The sequence below is a fragment of the Bartonella sp. AP88XZML genome (assembly GCF_042195565.1).
GTDB lineage: Bacteria > Pseudomonadota > Alphaproteobacteria > Rhizobiales > Rhizobiaceae > Bartonella.
Window position 1 is genome coordinate 382,195 of the sequence record NZ_JBHIOQ010000040.1, and the last position, 19,419, is coordinate 401,613.

Consider the following 19,419-nt stretch of genomic DNA (forward strand, 5'->3'; position numbering starts at 1 on the left):
CTTGAATGGCTTCACTAAAAGATCTTAGAGACCGTATCGCTTCGGTTAAAGCAACACAAAAGATTACCAAAGCTATGCAAATGGTTGCAGCGGCAAGGTTGCATCGTGCTCAAGAGGCAGCGCAGTCTGCACGCCCTTATGCGAAGAGAATGGCTGATATTTTGACCAGTGTTGCTGCTGATGTAGATGGTGTTGATGCGCCTACTCTTATGCGTGGTACGGGGCGCGATGATGTGCATCTTTTGGTGGTGTGTACTGCTGAGCGCGGTTTGTGTGGTGCTTTTAACGTGCAAATTGCTCGTCGTGCACGTGAACAGATTAAGGCATTGTTGGCGGCTGATAAAATAGTAAAAATTATCACTGTGGGTAAAAAAGGCGCGGATATTTTATCGCGTGATTACAAAGGCTTGATAATTGATCATATCGATTTGCATGCTGTAAAGCGAATTGGTTTTGCAGAGGCAGTGATGATTAGTCAACGGATTGTTGATTTATTCAATGAAGGTGCTTTTGATGTTTGTACGCTGTTTTATTCTGAATTTGTTTCCGTAATTAATCAGCGTCCAACAGCTTTGGATTTGATTCCAATGGTTGCTCCAAAAGCAGCTGTTGGGGCAATAGATATTGTGGAGCAAACCGATCATAACAAAGGTTCACAATCGATTGTTTATGAATATGAACCTGATGCTGCGTCTCTTTTAGAGGCTCTTGTACCACGTAATCTTTCGGTGCAAATCTTTCGGGCTTTGCTAGAAAATGTTGCTGGTGAAATGGGCGCCAAGATGACAGCTATGGATAATGCATCGCGCAATGCGGGTGAAATGATTAGTAAATTGACGGTGGCTTATAATCGTCAACGTCAAGCACAGATTACGACAGAATTGATCGAAATTATTGCGGGCGCTGAAGCGCTTTAAATGGAGAAGGTAAGGATTGATGGTAAAAGCAGTAACCTCAAGCAAAGGAACAGAAAAAGGTGAAAAAAAGAAACCAGCTGCTCGTTCCGGCGTGAAAAAAGCCGCTTCGAAATCTCAAGTGGATGTAAAGGCTTCCTCTGTACCTGCGCGTGATGCAGCTAAAGATACACCTGTAAAAAAAGATACATCCGCAAAAAAAGAAGAGCATGCAAAAGGCGCTGTTGGTGAAATCAAGCAGATTATTGGTGCTGTCGTTGATGTGCAATTTGAAGGTGAATTGCCAAATATTCTCAACGCTTTGGAAACAGAGAATTTAGGCAATCGCTTGGTATTAGAAGTTGCGCAGCATTTGGGTGAAAATACCGTGCGTACGATTGCTATGGATACGACTGATGGTTTGATGCGGGGCCAAAAGGTTGTGGATACAGGCACACAAATTAGCGTTCCTGTAGGAGAAGCAACGTTGGGACGTATTATGAATGTGATTGGGGAACCGGTGGATAATGTGGGACCAATCGCTTCAACCAAAACACGTTCTATTCACCAAGAGGCACCTGAATATGTTGAGCAATCGACTGTTTCGGAAATTCTCGTAACCGGTATTAAAGTCGTGGATTTGTTAGCCCCTTATTCTAAAGGGGGTAAAATTGGCTTGTTTGGTGGTGCTGGTGTTGGAAAAACCGTTCTCATTATGGAGCTTATAAACAATATTGCAAAGGCACATGGTGGCTATTCTGTATTTGCTGGTGTGGGAGAACGTACACGTGAAGGAAATGATCTTTATTATGAAATGATCGAAAGCCGCGTGAATGTGAATCCAAAAGAGAATAATGGTTCAACGGAAGGGTCAAAGTGTGCCCTTGTTTACGGGCAAATGAATGAACCACCAGGAGCGCGTGCGCGTGTGGCTCTTTCAGGATTGACAATTGCGGAAAGTTTCCGTGATGAAGGACAAGATGTTCTCTTCTTTGTGGATAATATTTTCCGTTTCACGCAAGCAGGAGCTGAGGTATCTGCTCTTTTAGGGCGTATTCCTTCTGCTGTTGGGTATCAGCCTACCTTGGCAACGGATATGGGGGCGTTGCAAGAACGTATTACCAGTACAAAAACAGGCTCTATTACTTCCGTTCAGGCAATTTATGTTCCGGCAGATGACTTGACGGATCCGGCGCCGGCAGCATCTTTTGCTCATTTGGATGCAACAACTGTTCTTTCGCGCTCTATTGCGGAAAAGGGGATTTATCCAGCGGTTGATCCGCTTGACTCTTTCTCGCGTATGTTGGATCCATTGATTGTGGGGGAAGAGCATTACACTGTTGCTTGTCAAGTGCAAACCATTTTACAACGTTATAGAGCGCTTCAGGATATTATTGCTATTCTTGGAATGGATGAACTTTCTGAAGATGACAAATTGCTGGTGGGGCGGGCGCGTAAAATTGAACGTTTCCTTTCGCAACCTTTCCATGTTGCGGAAGCCTTTACTGGTTCGCCGGGGAAACTCGTTCCTTTGGAAGATACAATCAAAGGCTTTAAGGGGCTTTGTGCTGGCGATTACGATGATTTGCCAGAAGCTGCTTTTTATATGGTTGGTTCGATTGATGAAGCACTTGAAAAAGGAAAGCGTCTCATGGCAGAGGCTTCTTAGTAAGAAGCTTCTTATTCAAGAGAAAACTGTCATGGGTATTTTTCGTTAAAAAGGACGAGTCGTTGGAGAAAACGGAGAGTCCTTATATCGGGTATTGTGGAGACTTTTGTGGAAAACAATAGAGAAGAGCATTTTTTATTTGAGCTTGTATCGCCTGAAAAAATTGTGTTTTCAGAGCAGGTAGTGTCTGTTGTTCTTCCTTCAGCCTCAGGTTATTTGACAGTTATGGCGCATCATGCGCCATTGGTAGCAAGTATTGTGTTGGGCAGTGTTCGTGTTCGCACCTCTTTGGGTGAAAAATTATTTGTTGTATGCGGGGGCGTTGCAAATATTACCTTTTCAGGTTGCTCTTTATTGGTAGAGCACGTTGTGGCTGTAGAGAATCTTTCTTTTGATGTATTAGAACAGCAGATTTTGCAGATTCAAGCGACGTTAGAAGGAGGGACAAGTGATGAGGACAATCATAAAATAGAGGCTTTTTTTCAGCAGTTGTCAGCTGATGGTGTTGTGTTGATAGAAGCGTAGCAGAGTATACAGGAAAAGATGACATGAGCGGAAAAAAGAGTACGGTTGTGTCTGCTAAAAGGAGTGCAAAACCTTTTCCTCATCCTGGTCGTGTCTTTGCGGGACCTTTGCCAAAGTGCTTTGTTTATATTTTTGCTTCTCTTATTTTGCAATGGGCTTATGGTTTAGGGGCTAATATTGTTCAGTCTAACATTGTCCATCTTACGGGTGATTTTCATGCAACTTTGGCCGAGACGACATGGCTGGTAGCGGCTTATATGGCGCCAAATGTGAGTGTAGCGATTATGTTGATCAAAATCCGCTATCAATTTGGGCTGCGCGCTTTTGCTGAACTGTCAATCCTTGGCTTTGTTTTGGTTTGTGTGTTGCAGCTCTTTGTTACGGATTTGCGTTCTGCGCTAATTATTCGCTTTTTTGCTGGGATTGCTGCTGCGCCTTTGGCTTCGCTTGCGCTGCTTTATATGATGGAGGCTTTTGCTCCAGCAAAGAAGTTTACTGTTGCTCTGAGTTTGAATTATATGAATGCAGCTTTAGCAGCACCTTTATCACGTTTGATTTCTCCTGATTTGCTGGAAAATGGTGGTTTTTCCAGCCTTTCCGCTCTGGAAATGGGGTTGGTTCTTATCAGCTTGGTCTGTATCTATACTTTACCTCTTACTCCTGTTGTGCGTAGTAAGGTTATTCAAAAATTAGATTGGATAAGCTATGGTTTGATTGCTCTTGGTCTTGGATTAAATGCTGTGATCATGTCTGTTGGTATATTGTATTGGTGGTATGAAGCGCCATGGATTGGTTGGGGGCTCGCACTTGCTATTTTCTCTTTGGCTGTTGCTATTATTATTGAGCTTAATAGAGAAAAACCGTTGATTGATCTCCGTTGGATTTTCAGTAAAGAAATGATACAATCTGTTTTTATTTTATTGATTTTTCATGTTTTTTTGTTGGAGCGATCCAATTTGCCCGTCGGTTTTTTTAATCTTTTTGGTTTGCTCAATCGTGAAATGGCGCCCATGTATCTTGCGGTGACATTAGGGATTCTGTTAGGGGGGGCTGTTTGTGTCTTTTTTTTACGGGCGGGGCGTGAAGATTATTTTTATTTGTTATCTTTGGGTTGTTTGGCACTTGGCGCTTATTTAGATAGTCGTGTCAATCATTTAACGCGTCCGCAAGATATGATGTTGAGCCAAGGATTGGTGAGTTTTAGTTATGCACTTTTTTTGCCTCCTGCTCTTTTCAAAGGGTTTGTGATTGCTGGTGAGCGAGGGCCGCGTTATGTTTTGAGTTTTATTGCTGTTTTTTTGCTAACGCAAGTGACAGGGGGATTGATGGGATCGGCTTTTTTTGGCACTCTACAGTTTTATTTTGCTCATAAGAACTTTGAGTCTTTAACACAAAATATTGTTGTGACGGATCCGCTTATTTCTGGTGAGATAAATACTTTATTTTCGCCTTCTTATGGTGCTTCTGTTCCCCATGGCTTTGGAAGTGAGCAGGCGACTTCTCTGTTGATAGAGAAATTTAAGTTAACAGCAAATATTTTTGCTTATGATGACGTTTTTCGGCTTTATTTTTATATTTCAATGGCTGTATTCGTTGTTTTTCTTGTTACAATGGTTGTTAAGTCATGCTCTTTGCGTGCGTTAGAAAAGTAGAGTGATGTTATAGAAGAGGGGTGCAAAAAATGATAAAAGCATTACGGTCAAAAGCTACGATTGTTGCATTCCTATCGGGCATTACGGGTGTTTTGCTAATTTTGTGGGCTTGGAGACTTCCTCCTTTTGTAAATAACATTCAAATAACGGATAATGCTTCCATTAAGGGTAATGTTACTCTGGTGAGTTCACAGATCTCTGGGGTGATTGCACGGATTTATGTGCAAGATTATCAACGTGTTGAAAAAGGAATGCTGCTCTTTGAGCTTGATGATTCTCTTTTTCGTCAGCAGTTTGCACGGGCACAGGCTGTTCTCGATTCAAAAAATGCAAAACTGGCAAGTATTGAATTGCAAGCTCAGATTTTACAGGGAGAAGTTAATGCTGCAGAAGCGGAATTAGCGCGTTCACGAGCATTCTCTAATGTTGTTTCTGATAGTAAAAAGTTAGGCTTTGGTGATGCGGCAGTTTCTGTTTCTCGCCCTCTTTCACAACTCTTGGCAGCCCTAGAAACAAAACGACAATTGCAAAAACAATTAAATCTTGAACGGCAAAGTTTACAGTCAGAAGTTTCGGGAGCGAAGGTGAGTGTTGAGTTGGCAAAACTTAATCTCGATCATACAAAGATTTTATCTCCTAGAACAGGCTATGTTGGATTGGTTGGCGCTAGGGTAGGGCAATATGTTATGCCGGGGACACAATTGGTCTCTGTTATTTCTGATGATATTTGGATTATTGCTAATTATAAGGAAACGCAACTTTCTCAGATGCGTGTGGGACAACCGGTTGTTTTTTCTGTTGATGCATTGAACAACAAAAAGTTAACAGGGCGTGTGGTTCGTTTTGCACCTGCTACAGGCTCAGAATTTTCATTGTTAAAAACGGATACGACAATTGGTAATTTTATCAAAATTGCGCAACGTATTTCAGTACGGATTGCTTTAGATCCTGGGCAGGAAGGGATTGAAAAACTCATTCCTGGCATGTCCGTGGTTACCTATGTAGATACTTCGCAGCGAGTCGATTCTGGAGGATGAAATTTTGGGTTTTTTCAGTTTAATTTTTGCGTCATTTACTTATAGCAAGTGGTTGTTTACGTTGGAAGATTTCGTTTGGTTTGCTATACTACATGTTTTAAAGCTCTTAGGCTTCTTATACTTTTATGTCATGATGTAAAATAATGTTCCTTAGAATATTAAAGCGCATGCATCTTTACTCACTTCCATTTCTTTTGAACTAACTCAGTAGGGGGATGGAGTATTGGAAGCTTTGCCTGTGGTTTTGCACAACACTGTCCTTTGAGGTGTGGTATCATCGCATGTTTGGAAGATGGGGGTAGGGGGATGCCAGATAAAAAACTGGATTATAGACTGCTCGGATGGGTGGGAAACTTATCCTGTTGGGAGAGGGCATAAAGTTAGGAGGAAGATGTAAAGTTTATATTTTGTAAACCATAAAAAATGCCCGCTTTGAGTCGGGCATTAAAAGGGAAGGTTATTGGTTGTGTTATTAATTTTTACGGATCAGCAAGAAGCTTACTAAAACGGCTCCTGCTGCTAATGCGAGGGTTTTTTTAGGATTTTCTTTCGCTTTTTTCTTTAATTCTGTAGCATGTTCGTTGAGGTGATAAAGTGCGTGACGGCCTTTTTGTTTCCATGTATTAAACAGCTCAGAAATGTTTTCAAAGCTATCATTTTGAAAACTCCAATGATTTACGGGGACCAGCTCTCTTTTTAATTGTGCTATACGTTTTTTAATTTTAGCATTTTTTCTATGGGGTGAAAATAGACACATTTATTGACTCCTTCATGTGTTAAATTGTTGTGTGACAGTTGGAATTGTGTTTGGGGTTTTGCTATAACGGCTTGAAAATTGAAAGGTTGCATTGATAATGCCGTGCGTGGGTGAGATGAGAGTTAAGAGTTTGGGTTTAATGAGGCATTTCTTAATGTACTCGAGTTCATTTCGTGATGGTGTTTGTTAAGGATGTAAGGTAAAAATTTTTACAAAATGGTGTAAGATTCATTCATAAAAATGGTGGGCGATGTCTTCATTTTTTTGTTTGTTTAAAGTGTTGGGATAGCTTTTGGCACTTGAAATAGTTTATAAGGAGTTTTTATCTACCTATTCTCTTGTGGCTGTAGGGAGTGGTATTGATTGATTCAATTAAGAAGATTTAAAATGAGGAAATCTTATGATATTTGGGTTTTCCATTCAAATTTGTAAAAAATAGATTATTATAAATCAATATATTGGATTAATTTGGCGATGTCTTTCATGCATTTTTAAAAATGGCGCTTTGATGGGTGTTATTTGTTGTGTTGTAAAACACTGTTTTGTGATGACATTGATGTCAGGTATCGGCATGCAACTTAAAAATACAGTATTGTCTCTGTTTTGTTTCAGTTTCTTTTTGAAGCAACCAAGTGTAGAAGTATAAACTTGAACAGAAGTAGTAGAACTTATCCGGTACGTCTATAGAATGAATACACCTATGAGTTGTATTGCATCAGTGTTAGTAGGTCGAACCTTTTGAGAGCAATCTGTTAAGATTGGTGGGCGGTGTAATTTTCGTCCTTTGAAGCGCGGAGGAAATCAATGTAAATAATGATTGATAGCGCAGGTTTTAAAAATTTGAGGACTTGATGAGTACGACCTATTTTTTATCTAAACCACTTGAGCGTCGTCGATCTGTTGGTGTTGCTGTTGGTGATGTGATCATTGGGGGGCAGAGCCCGATAGTTGTACAGTCGATGACCAATACAGATACCGCTGATGTTGATGCAACTGTTTCTCAAGTAGCTGCTCTTTGGCAAGCTGGCTCACAATTGGTTCGAATTACTGTTGATCGCGATGAAGCGGCGGCGGCTGTACCAAAAATACGGGAGCGATTGGAGAGGTTAGGATTTTTTGTACCATTGGTTGGGGATTTTCATTATATTGGTCATAAGCTTTTATCTGAGCATCCTGCGTGTGCTGAAGCGCTTGCAAAATATCGCATCAATCCTGGAAATGTTGGTTTTGGCGCAAAAAAAGATCGTCAATTTGCAGAAATTATTGAGATTGCTTGTCGGTATCATAAACCTATTCGCATTGGCGTGAATTGGGGCTCTCTTGATAATGCGTTGTTAACACGGCTTATGAATGAAAATGCACAGCAAGAAAATCCTTTATCGGTTGCTGAAGTGATGCGGGAAACTGTTGTGCAGTCGGCTTTGCTTTCGGCTACTTTAGCAGAAGAGTTAGGGTTGGGGCGTGATAAAATTATTCTTTCTGCTAAAGTGAGTGATGTCCAAGATCTTATTGCTGTTTATACCACCTTGGCGGCGCGTTGTGATTATGCTCTTCATTTGGGGTTAACGGAAGCTGGGATGGGAACAAAGGGCATTGTTGCTTCTTCGGTGGCTTTGGGTATTTTATTACAGCAAGGGATTGGCGATACGATACGAATTTCCTTAACACCAAAACCTGGTGGTGATCGGACACGAGAAGTAAAGGTGGGGCAAGAACTTTTGCAAGTGATGGGTTTTCGGCAATTTTTGCCTGTTGTTGCGGCTTGTCCTGGTTGTGGGCGCACAACCTCAACGGTCTTTCAACAATTGGCGCAAAAAATTGAAGCAGATTTATACAAAAATATGCCTGTTTGGCGTAAAAAATACCCTGGCGTTGAAAGTTTGAAGGTTGCTGTGATGGGATGTATCGTCAATGGACCGGGGGAATCAAAGCATGCGGATATTGGAATATCTTTGCCTGGAGTGGGGGAAAGTCCTGCGGCACCTGTTTTTATTGAGGGACAAAAGGTAAAAACTTTGCGGGGTGATCACATTGCTGAAGAATTTGAAGCACTTTTGAGTGATTATATTCATACACGCTTTGGGCAAGGTTGAGGTAAAAATCGCATAAGGTTGAAGTAAAAATGGTGTGTCGTTTTTTTTAACAAGCTGTCTTCAATGTGAAGATGGCGCTGTTGTATGCTGCTGCTTTAGCTATGGTCAATACTGTTGTTGGTTGCTTATTATTTTAGGTAAAACCAGATGATATGCCTGTTTTAGAATCAGAAGCTTATGAAAGATATTAATGAGTTTGAGTGTGTTAAGACTATTAAGCAAAACGATATGAATACTTTAATAGATCCGTAAATGTTGTTGTTGGTTTTTTGGCTGCTCTTGAGACAGTAAAATATTTAACGGATTCTTCAAATATCAAATTATAGAAAGAACATTGTTTATTGATTTTTCAGGCATTTTCCCAGCATTTTTTGGGGTATCAAATTGATAGGATTGGAAATCCTTATAGCGATTATAGTCCTATTTGTCGTAAAATGTAAGCTTTTATATTGATATAAAATGATGTATACGGGTGCCTTTTTTGGCGTTATTGGGGGAGTGCATGACAAGTATATTAGCGTTTGGCTTTTTATTTAACGGTATAAGGATTTTAACCGGCGCCTTTATTGTCTTTTATATGCTTGAAAAAGGCTTAACGCTTATTGATATAGGTGTCATTAAGTCGTTTCAGGCTTTTATTATGATGGTTACCGATATTCCTCTGGGATATTTTGCTGATCGAAAAAGTTATAAAATATCGATCGTTTTGGCAGCGGCTTTTGCTGCCACATGGCTCTTTCTCATGGGATTTTCTACAAGCTTTTATGGTTTTCTTTTGGCAGAAACTTTTAATGCCTTATCGCTGACATTAATTGCTGGAGCCTATAATGCTTTACTTGTTCAATATGCAAAAGCAAAATTGACATCTACTAAAAAAGTGCTTGGTTCCAGCTCTCAATATAATTATATCGGCATGTTTATATTCAGTTTAATCGGCGCATATTTTGCTGATTATTCTAGCCAATATATATGGTATATCGCGGCGTTTTTAATGTTTATGACGACACTATTTGGTTTGTTTTTTCTTGATGACTTGAAGGGGGAGAAAAAACCAAATAAAGCGAATTCTCTCATTTGTGAAGCTAAGGAGATATTGTCTATTTTTATTAAAGTTCCTTATATCTCTTTATGCTTTTATTTTTCATTGATCTTTTTCAATATATTCTCGCAGTATTGGCAGTGGATATTTAAAGATTATGATATTAATGTCACTTATTTTGATCTTGGTGTGACATTTTCACTGATATTGTTCTCTCAGCTCTTGGCTAGTTTTCTCTTTACAAAACTAAGTGAAAGAGTGAATTTTATTTTACTACTGTTTCTTTCGGCTTCACTGATTTTTACCGTTGCTTTCTTTGAACCAAGAAAAGAAATGGCTGTCATTTTAGTTTGTATGATTTTTTATCTCATTAAGTATACATATCTTCGTGTAGAAGTTGTTTTGCATGATAGTATTAGTGATCATTTCAGGGCTACATATGAATCTTTCTTGTCAACCGTTGGGAGATTTAGCTTATTGGTATTTTTTTACATGAGTGCGTATATGGTCAATATATTTGGCTTTTTCTCACTCGTTTATATTTTTGCTATTTATTTATTGATTTACTTGTTGGCAGTACTTTTTTTAGAAGGAACTCTCAAAAAAGTTCAGTGAAAATATTAACTTATTACGATACGTGTTTTATAGGGTTTCATAGTGGGGCAAAGCTTTGATTTATTAAGGCGCATCGTTGTTTTTGCATGTTGAATGAGAAAGCTGAATAGTGTCAGTTATTCTTATTTAAAATCTATGTATGTTGAAGCAATCAAAGTCATCTGCTTGTACGTTATAAGTGGGCTTGGCATAATAATCATTAAAATGGCATAACAATCATTACAAAAGAAATAAAAATGCTGCTCATGAATATTACACAAAGGGTTGCTGACAAGATTGGACGCTGATAAAGAACATGATTGTGCCGGATTATATACTTATTAAGGAATGGTGATGGAGCAGTTTTCTCATTTTCATTGGTTCCTTACTGGTAACACTTTATCTCATTAGAGCTAATTTAAGCAGTCGGACAATTTATAGCCTGTTCAAATAGGCTTTCCTCATGACTGATTTTATTGTTGATATATTTAACGCGTTTTATTGCTGTTTTCTTTAAAATATCAATTATCTTGTTGAGATAATTTTTTACGTTGTACATTCTCATTTTTGAGTATTTTCTCTTTGATTGTGGCGTTAGCTCTGTATTTTCTGATGTTAGAAAATTTCTGATCCAGATAATAAACTTATCTATGGAAACTTTGAATGACATCCCCCCTCTTTGAGAGGGAATAAAACCAAGTACAGAAATATTGTTGAGTACAATTTGCTACAAATAAGCCACAAGAAACCAGCACATATTGATATATTTGATAGGAATCTGTTAAGCCGTACAAATTATGGTTATTATAAAGGTAAAGCGATGAAATCGTTATCCATAACGTTTGTTGTAACATTTATAACTCTTTTTTCTGTATTGGTATTGTTGGGATGTACGCGTGTAGATAGTTTAGAGCAGTACAATAAACTTTACGAAGAATATATAAGTGAAAAATACGAGGCTTTTGAACATTTTCAAAAGCAGGAACAAGCAAGAAATTTCGTCTATAGCCGTGGTTATCAAAACATAGCGCCCAAATTTGATATTATATGGCATCGACACATACTTATTGTTTTATGTGGACGCTTTGTTAATTTATTACGCAGTGATTATAATGAGGAGATGTCATGGGCAATGCTACCCAATGTCATAAGCAGTTTGCGTTATGACTATAATTGGAGAGAAAGCGATTTTATCTGGGCTTATAATATGTCTATGAATTCTACCGACCCCATGATTGATTATGCGAAAAAATTTCTTAATTCTTCAAGTGGAAATGGTATTAGCCCAACAACACAAATTATTGACCTTGTGTCTAGTATGAGAGCTGGTCATGATGACAATACTAAACAAATAGCGCGTTTTTGCAGAGAACTCCACACGATATATGATATGATGAAACCAAGAGGAATTTACAAATGATATTGAATGGGTAATGAGAAAAATTCTCTCGAAGGGTATTAAATGGCTATAATACTCTTGATAATTGCGGCATTTTCTTGGCCATGTTGCTTGTTTTTTTATTATGGCTTCAAAAGGTGGCCATATTTTCCAGCGTTGGCAACAGGCATAGGTTCACTTACAATGATGCTTTTCATCTTAATAAGAAAATTGCACTTAAAGGAGGAAATTTGCACTTGGATTGAAAAAACGACTTATCACAAATTAGATTGCGCTATTATATATAATAATAAGGACTTTTTTATCTTTCTGTTGCAAAGATCATTCTCTGTTTAATCTTATCAATTCTCTTTTTGTGTGATGAATTGAATAAACGAGATAAAGAGCGTGATGAATTAAAGTTGTACAGTGATCATGATTATTATTAAATTGAAGTTATTACACACTTTTGTAAATAAAAATGTTTCTGCTTTTGAAGGAGCATGCCGACATAATCATTCACTTTGCTAGCCCCTAATGTTGCGACAGCCCTTGGCTTTTAAGACGGTTCATAAGAGGCATTTTTTTAGTCTTTTCTTTGATGTTTTGCCCTACGCGGCTCTCTCTGTTTTTGAGGTGCAAGCAAGTGATTTTGATTGATTCAATATACACAGATTTGAAATGAGAGAATCTTACGGTATTCAGGGTTCTTATTCAAGTTGAACAACCGCAAATTATCATTATAAATCAATGTGTTATATCTTTCCAGTTTAAGAGAAGAGAGATCGGTAATAATACTGCTTTGGTCTTTCGTTCTATTGAAATTAGTGGTTTTATTTATCCTGTTATGCTATAATATACTGTCATTTGAGGGGTGGTGAAGGTATCCTGTTTGATACATTAAGTATTTTAAGAAGTACATGGTGAATATTCTTAAGTCTTGCTTATCGCGTCTTTAGTTTAAGTGAATCGCATGTGTGGAAAGCGAGAGAAACCTACTCGGTAGGATACTAGACTGTTTACAGAGCAGATTGTATTAAAAGACTTTGTTCTTTGAGGGTGGCATAAAAATCAAAATAGCCATTATGTTCATTTTTTTCTGATATTTTAAATACGAGCTTCAAAAAAATAATGCTTAAACTAAACAACGAGCATTTTTGTAAAAGTGTTTTTAGAGAGCAAGCAATACACGACTGAATTTACAGAATGTAACCATATTTGATCTTTTACAACAAGATAGCGTGGAAAGGCATAAAAATTACGACTCTTTACTGAGGGCAGTGTACTCCTAGGGTTGGCAATAAACAACAGATGACTTTGATAAGGCTACAAAGCCAATCGGCATTTTTATTGTTTTTTGCGGGTTTATAAAATGCCTTGTTTTATTACTTATTCTGTTTATTTTGCCTTATCGTTAGAAGATTAAAGACATAAAAGAGAAAACGAGTTTTTCTCTTTCCGGTTGTTTTTTATTCGGCTTTAAAGCACCCACTACCCACTGTAATATCTTTTAAAACATGGTGATTACGCATTGTTTTACATTTTGTTTCTTTTAGTCTTTAATGAAAGGCATTTTTCATGCAAAATAGGATACCTAGAATGCATTTGTGTTATAAATTTACGCGGCTTGTTTTAATGAAATTCCTCTTAAGATTTGTCGCACCCATTTCATGATAAGGACTATAATGGAGATTAATGGTAATGTTTCTTGGAAAAGTCTATTATGCATTCAATAAATATGACGGTGTACACTATGTACAATAGGTGGATGAAGTTTAATTTTGGCGTATTGCACTAAAGTGTGCTGCTTGTTGGAGGGGGAGTGCTTTAGCGCCAAAAGGATGTAAGAATGCTTCTGCTTTACTGATGAGTGTATCTCGCTTTTTTTGGGTTTCTTTAATGCCGTAGAGATGAACAAAAGTGGCTTTTTGTGCCGTTTCATCTTTCCCAGCCGTTTTTCCTAGGGTTTGCGTGTTGGCGGTGACATCAAGAAGGTCATCGGTTAATTGAAAGGCTAAACCAAGATAGGTACCAAAATCAGTAAGTTTTTCAGTTAATTCTTTAGATGCATTGCCAATGATGGCACCTGCTTGGCAAGCAAAGCTTATCAGGGCTGCTGTTTTCATGTGTTGTAGAGTGATAATGTCAGTACTTTCTTGCGGTCTTTTTTCAGCTTCAAGGTCCAGCATTTGTCCACCTAACATACCGCCAAGCCCTGCCGATTGTGCAAGAGACGTGATCAGCTTGATTCTAATATCTGTAGATAAAATACTAGCTTTATGAGCAATAATTTCAAAGGCAAATGTTAAGAGGGCATTGCCTGCTAGAATTGCTGTTGCTTCATCAAATGCTATATGGACGGTGGGTTTTCCACGCCGGAGTATATCGTTATCCATAGCGGGAAGATCATCATGAATGAGCGAATAACAATGGATACATTCTAAGGCACATGCAACATCAAGAGAATGTTCTACAGGGACGTCAAAAAGTGCAGCACTTTGAATTACAAGAAAAGGACGCAAGCGTTTTCCACCGTTCAGCACACCATAGCGCATGGCTTTGATTAAGTTTTTAGGGCGTGAAATTTCACCATTTTGGATTTGATCACTTAACAGGGTATCAAGCCGTTTTTCAACGGTGTCTCTATGTTTTGCAAGAAGGGTGGTAAATTCGTGCATTCTTGCTTCCTTTGTTTTTACAAAAATGAAATTATGAAGTTTAAAGAGAAAGGTTGTCGCTTTTTCTTGTTTTCATAAATTGGCGTCGTTTTTTATTAAAAATCAACTTCTCTTTTTATCCGTATCTCTACTGTATGCGCAAATCCCTTTTTAAACCAAATAAAAATTGAATGAAGGGCTTATAAAAAAGCTTTCATTGGTGTATAAAATTCTTAAATTTTGCAGTGTTTTTGATATTCATTTGATTATTGTGACACCATTTTTGATAACAGGAAGGTCATTTTTGGTAAGAGGAGGATCATTTTGACATTGCCTCTTCTTTTTTATCAGTGTATAATATCCTCGAATTTTATGGTGTTTTAAATGAAGCATTGTCATTTTTGACATTGCTTTTTCTGTTTTAATGGATTTGGAGTGTCTTTTTATGGCTGTACCTAAACGAAAAACCTCTCCAGCGAAGAGGGGCATGCGCCGTTCGGCTGATGCTCTGAAGGCGCCGACTTATATCGAAGATAAAAATTCTGGTGAATTACGTCGTCCTCATCACATTGATTTGAAAACGGGAATGTATCGTGGGCGTTCCGTTTTAGTGGTTAAAGACTGAGCGTTTTCTTTCTTTTCCAGAGGTGAACTTCTTTTATTGCATCGATCAATACACGCTTGGGGCGTGCATTTTCGCTTTAAGATGAATGTTGAGGTTCCCTTGCATCGTATTCTATCGATGTGAAACAGGGAATGTATCGTGGGCGTTCTGTTTTAGAGGTTAAAACTTTAGCGTTTTCTTTCTTTTCCAGTGGTGAACTTCTTTTATTTCGTCGATCAATGCACGCTTGGGGCGTGCATTTTCGCTTTAAGATGAATGTTGAGGTTCCCTTGCATCGTCTTCTATCGATGTGAAACAGGGAATGTATCGTGGGCGTTCTGTTTTAGAGGTTATAAAACTTTCGCGTTTTCTTTCTTTTCCAGTGGTGAACTTCTTTTATTTCATTAGTGAATGCATTGGGTAAGATACGTTTTTCACTTTTTCTTGAGAACATGTGTGGGATAAAGTTTTGCTGTAGAGAAATGATTCTATTGTGGGAGATGATTTTCTTGTTTTCTTGAGAGGCTATAAAGGGCTACTTGTATCAGTGTCTTTTATGATGTCTTCGTTAAGAGCTTGGGTATTGATATAAGTTAGCTCAGTAATAGAATCATTTTGTATCGCACTTAATCTTTATTGACTGTAGAGAGAATCCTATTAGACCGTAAAATATCATCGTTTAAGGCGGTTGATCTATGTAAGGATTTAAGCATATCGGTGTTTTCCGGTGTTTTTTATGAGAATATTTTAGGCAATGTTTTGTCTATAGGCTTATATTGTGACGTGTGATTCTCCTTAAAAAAATAGAGATCGACATCACATTGATTTATAAAGATCATTTGTTGTTTTGCGCCTTGAATGGAAGGTCTATCGTAGGATTTTCTCATTTCAAATTTTTCCCTATGTTGAATCAATGATAATCACTTGCTTTTCGGTCACAAATGGGAATGGCATGTGGGTAAAAACTCTATAAAAAAGGAAAAAATGTTTATAATGAATATTTTCAAATGTAAGGATTGTTGTAACATTGGGGTTAAATGTATGCTGATGCCAGCGCGCTTTCTTATGAGCAGAAAAGAGAAAACCGTTACAAGACAGAAGGTGTACACATTCAATAATCTTTAGTGCTTTTTATGATAAAGGTGCATGAGACTTTTCTATGAATATCACGCTGTCTTTTTATGTTTTTGAACTAAGAATTGTCTATGTATTTTTCTTATTTTTGTGAATATAAGGGATTTGTTGCGAACAGCTTGTAAAAATAAGTAAACTTAAAACCAAATATGTTATGTGTGGGGGTAAGCAAAGTATTTTATCAAAGCCGGTACGATTCTCCAGTTCATAGCTGGTTTATGAATGATTTTATGGTGTTGCTTACCTAAGTTTATGATTTTTTGTTATCTGTTCATAACTAGACAACATATTGATTTATATATATATAATTCAGTTTTTTCATATTGGATTAGAACCCCGAATAACGTAAGATTCTCTCATTTCAAATCTCTCTATCTAAAATCAATCAAAACCACTCGTTTGCACGTCACAAGTGGGATGAGTGTGTGGATAAAATTTGTATAAGAAAGGACTAGAAATGGTTCTTATGAATCGTCTTAAGAGCCAAGGGCTGTCGTAACACTCACGAGCTGGAAAATATAATGATGGTGCCGGCTTGCTTCTTCACAAACGTAAAGATGGAGGTGCTCAATGGATTTATCGTTATACCATTCATAGTCGGCGATGTGAAATGGGCATGGGGGCATTGAGAGATGTTTCTTTAAAACAAGCCCGTGAATTGGCAATTGGGTGGGGTGCTGTTTTACGTGAGGGGCGTGACTCCATTAAAGAACGCGATGAACAAAAGCGTGAGGCAATGCGTAATCTTCATTATTTAAAAAACATTGCTTTAGATGCATTTGAAAGTCGTAAAGCTGAATTAAAAAGAGATGGTAAAGCTTGTGATTGGTTTTTACCCTTACGCCTTTATATTCTCCCTAAATTAGGCTGTCTGCTTGTTTCAGAGATTACGCAAATTGAGATACGCAATACCCTTGCCTCTATTTGGCATGCAAAAGCTGCAACAGCAGATAAAGCACTGAAGCGTCTTAATATTTGTCTCAAACATGCGGTTGCTTTGGGTTTGGATGTTGATTTACAAGCAACAAAAAAGCACGCGCACTCTTAAGGTAAGCAACGTCATAAAACCACTCATAGACCAGCCATGGATTGGAAAGATGTTCCTGCCTTTATTCAGTTACTCTGTAAAACACAAAACATAACACAACTGGCTTTGCGTTTGCTTATCCTGACAGGCGTTCGTAGCAATCCTTTGCGTCATATTCGTGAAGATCAGATTGAAGATGATAACTGGACAATTCCTGCTGAGAATATCCAATCTTTAGTAGTCTGTTTGAAACAGAGATTAAGACTTTTAAGAGTTCTATGAATCATTCTAGATTTTTTGTGTTCGATTGGAGTAAGAATATTTCGTATATCTCCTCTGAAATAAGAAACCTCATTTGGGAAAAATATGAAATTGGAAGGGCAATGCCAACGTTCATTTTTATTGTGATTTTTTAAGTTAGTTTTACAGCTTTCAAAAGTATTTGGAATGCCTTTTACAGAATGGAGATGATGGTTTTAGTTCATGCTTTTTTTATCGCGTTCTTTAATGGGGAATGCTTCTCATGCAAAATAGAGCGCCCAAGACAAAATATCTTATGTTGTACCGTCACGCATTTTTTTTAAGCAATATTTTTCAATATTTGTGGCATCCATTTTATGACGGTGTTTTTGAATGTTACAATGGTTTTGTAGAAGGGGGTAAATGGTAAAGTTTCGGTGTAGTGTATAAACGGCACTATGATCTTTACGCTTAAATAAAAAAGCAAGCCCCGCCCTTACACATCTTGCCAGATTCCAATGTTGGTATATCCTTTGGTGCTTGAGACAGTGTCTCGCTCTTTTTGTACAGTTTTTACCCACAGATCAGCTCCGCTTGTGGTTGACAAGCAAGTGATTTGATTAATTCAACATGAGAGAAATTTGAAATGAGAAATCTTACCATATTCAAGATTCTAATTTAATATGAATAATGCTAGATTATGATGATTAATCAGTTTGTTATCTATGAAGAAAGAAAATAAGGAGGAGGAATTTGTCGAAAAGTTAGATTGTTTATAGATTGGCGCTGGTTAAGAAACTTTGTCCTTAAGGGCAGAGAGGATGTTAAAAAATAAAACCAGCTTTTCGCTGGTTTTATCGAAATATCATCATTATGATGAAAGAGTGTATTATGCAGCGTAGACAGCTTTACTGTTTTCATCTGTTTCTTCTCTCTCAGTTTTAAACTCGCGTTCCGGCTTGTTGGAGAGATGCATCTCTATGAGATTGATAGCTTCTGTTTCAGAAAGACTATTGATAACCGCAATTTCGCGGGCCATTCTTTCAAGAGCAGCTGTATAAAGTTGGCGCTCAGAGTAAGATTGTTCAGGCTGTAGATTAGAGCGGAAAAGATCACGGACCACTTCGGCGATACAAATAAGATCTCCTGAGTTGATTTTAGCATCATATTCTTGTGCACGACGTGACCACATGGTCCGTTTAACGCGTGCTTTTCCACGTAAAACTTTTAAGGCACGTTCGACAGAATCACTAGCAGATAATTTACGCATTCCAACGGAAAGGGCTTTTGCAATGGGGACTTTGACATCCATCTTATCTTTCGCGAAATGAATGACAAAAAGTTTTAATTTATGTCCTGCAACTTCTTGATCTTCAATCGCTATAATTTGTCCTACTCCATGCGTAGGGTAGACGATATATTCAGAGGTTGCAAATTCTTTGGTCTTGGAAGACGTTCCATGTTGGGATGCCATATTTTAGTTTACTCCCTTATGATCAACAAATGTATCGGAAAACAGGTTATAAACCTGAGGGTTGAGTTTTCTTTAACCAAGTATATTGTACCAATTAAGTGAGCATAAAAGCCGAGTACTTTTAAATCAAAAAAAAATACACCGCTTTACTATAACAAGCAAAGAAAAATACTTAGAAAGATGATCATGTTAAAATAACACTAACATCAAAATTTAAAAGAATCAATCATTTCGCTTAAGGATTTTTTATTTTTACAAGAGAAGTCTTTCAATCGTTGAAGGAGGAGAGTGTACACTTTATCATTACTCTTCGCCACTTCCTGGATTTTCTGAAAAATACTTTTCTAATTTATTTGGAACACCATCCATTTCTTTTGCTTGAGGAAGAGGATCTTTTTTGGTGGTTAGATTAGGCCATTTGTTTGCATAATGAAGATTGAGTTCTAACCACTTTTCTAATCCTGGTTCTGTATCAGGTAAAATCGCTTCTGCTGGGCATTCTGGCACGCAAACACCGCAATCGATGCATTCATCGGGGTGAATAACAAGCATATTTTCCCCTTCATAAAAACAATCAACTGGGCAGACTTCAACGCAATCCGTATATTTGCAGTGAATGCAGTTGTCGGTTACTACGTGGGTCAAG

General features: G+C 37.8%; 14 protein-coding genes and 1 pseudogene. 11 read left to right on the plus strand and 4 right to left on the minus strand.

Features of this window, described 5'->3' with window-relative positions:
* The first annotated feature begins 5 nt into the window (after positions 1-5).
* The 5 genes from ACFIK2_RS05730 (at position 6) to ACFIK2_RS05750 (ending at position 5,776) form a co-directional block, all read left to right on the plus strand.
* The gene (locus ACFIK2_RS05730; RefSeq protein ID WP_375628700.1) at positions 6-917 is read left to right on the plus strand and encodes a F0F1 ATP synthase subunit gamma; all 912 of its coding nucleotides are present in this window, start codon (positions 6-8) and stop codon (positions 915-917) included.
* 19 nt (positions 918-936) lie between these two features.
* Positions 937-2,562 (plus strand): F0F1 ATP synthase subunit beta, encoded by a 1,626-nt coding sequence (gene atpD, locus ACFIK2_RS05735; protein WP_375633457.1) that lies wholly within the window; start codon positions 937-939, stop codon positions 2,560-2,562.
* Positions 2,563-2,670: 108 nt separating this feature from the next.
* Positions 2,671-3,087, plus strand: coding sequence for an ATP synthase F1 subunit epsilon (gene atpC / locus ACFIK2_RS05740; RefSeq protein WP_375633456.1), 417 nt, complete (start codon positions 2,671-2,673; stop codon positions 3,085-3,087).
* Positions 3,088-3,110: 23 nt separating this feature from the next.
* A complete protein-coding gene (locus ACFIK2_RS05745) occupies positions 3,111-4,739 on the plus strand; it encodes an MFS transporter (protein ID WP_375636507.1) in 1,629 nt (542 codons plus the stop codon).
* A gap of 29 nt (positions 4,740-4,768) precedes the next feature.
* Positions 4,769-5,776 carry an HlyD family secretion protein gene (locus tag ACFIK2_RS05750; protein WP_375636506.1) on the plus strand — a complete coding sequence of 336 codons (1,008 nt, stop codon included), beginning with the start codon at positions 4,769-4,771 and terminating at the stop codon, positions 5,774-5,776.
* A 472-nt stretch (positions 5,777-6,248) separates the two neighbouring features.
* On the opposite strand, the gene ACFIK2_RS05755 is transcribed toward ACFIK2_RS05750, so the two are convergent.
* Complete coding sequence (locus ACFIK2_RS05755) at positions 6,249-6,533, minus strand: hypothetical protein (protein ID WP_375636504.1); 285 nt, start codon at positions 6,531-6,533, stop codon at positions 6,249-6,251.
* Positions 6,534-7,384: 851 nt separating this feature from the next.
* Here ACFIK2_RS05755 and ispG point away from each other — a divergent pair.
* From ispG to ACFIK2_RS05770, 3 genes are all read left to right on the plus strand, one after another.
* Positions 7,385-8,626, plus strand: a complete 1,242-nt coding sequence (gene ispG / locus ACFIK2_RS05760; protein ID WP_375633454.1) for a flavodoxin-dependent (E)-4-hydroxy-3-methylbut-2-enyl-diphosphate synthase — start codon at positions 7,385-7,387, stop codon at positions 8,624-8,626.
* Between the two features lie 502 nt (positions 8,627-9,128).
* Complete coding sequence (locus ACFIK2_RS05765; RefSeq protein WP_375676702.1) at positions 9,129-10,280, plus strand: MFS transporter; 1,152 nt, start codon at positions 9,129-9,131, stop codon at positions 10,278-10,280.
* Between the two features lie 799 nt (positions 10,281-11,079).
* Positions 11,080-11,679: a hypothetical protein gene (locus tag ACFIK2_RS05770; RefSeq protein ID WP_375634406.1), complete on the plus strand. Its 600-nt coding sequence runs from the start codon at positions 11,080-11,082 to the stop codon at positions 11,677-11,679.
* Positions 11,680-13,412: 1,733 nt separating this feature from the next.
* On the opposite strand, the gene ACFIK2_RS05775 is transcribed toward ACFIK2_RS05770, so the two are convergent.
* Positions 13,413-14,315: a polyprenyl synthetase family protein gene (locus tag ACFIK2_RS05775; protein ID WP_375611731.1), complete on the minus strand. Its 903-nt coding sequence runs from the start codon at positions 14,313-14,315 to the stop codon at positions 13,413-13,415.
* A gap of 424 nt (positions 14,316-14,739) precedes the next feature.
* Here ACFIK2_RS05775 and rpmF point away from each other — a divergent pair, with 424 nt between their 5' ends.
* From rpmF to ACFIK2_RS05790, 3 genes and pseudogenes are all read left to right on the plus strand, one after another.
* Complete coding sequence (gene rpmF, locus ACFIK2_RS05780) at positions 14,740-14,919, plus strand: 50S ribosomal protein L32 (RefSeq protein ID WP_005774555.1); 180 nt, start codon at positions 14,740-14,742, stop codon at positions 14,917-14,919.
* Positions 14,920-15,050: 131 nt separating this feature from the next.
* Positions 15,051-15,212: a hypothetical protein gene (locus ACFIK2_RS05785; RefSeq protein WP_375676980.1), complete on the plus strand. Its 162-nt coding sequence runs from the start codon at positions 15,051-15,053 to the stop codon at positions 15,210-15,212.
* A 1,277-nt stretch (positions 15,213-16,489) separates the two neighbouring features.
* Positions 16,490-17,290 (plus strand): annotated as a pseudogene (locus ACFIK2_RS05790) (tyrosine-type recombinase/integrase); the annotation flags it as partial.
* A gap of 898 nt (positions 17,291-18,188) precedes the next feature.
* Here the strand turns inward: ACFIK2_RS05790 and ACFIK2_RS05795 are convergent.
* A complete protein-coding gene (locus ACFIK2_RS05795) occupies positions 18,189-18,773 on the minus strand; it encodes a CarD family transcriptional regulator (RefSeq protein WP_273790499.1) in 585 nt (194 codons plus the stop codon).
* Positions 18,774-19,076: 303 nt separating this feature from the next.
* Entirely contained in the window at positions 19,077-19,418 is a 342-nt protein-coding gene (gene fdxA / locus ACFIK2_RS05800) for a ferredoxin FdxA (RefSeq protein ID WP_015856977.1), read from the minus strand.
* Position 19,419 lies beyond the last annotated feature (1 nt).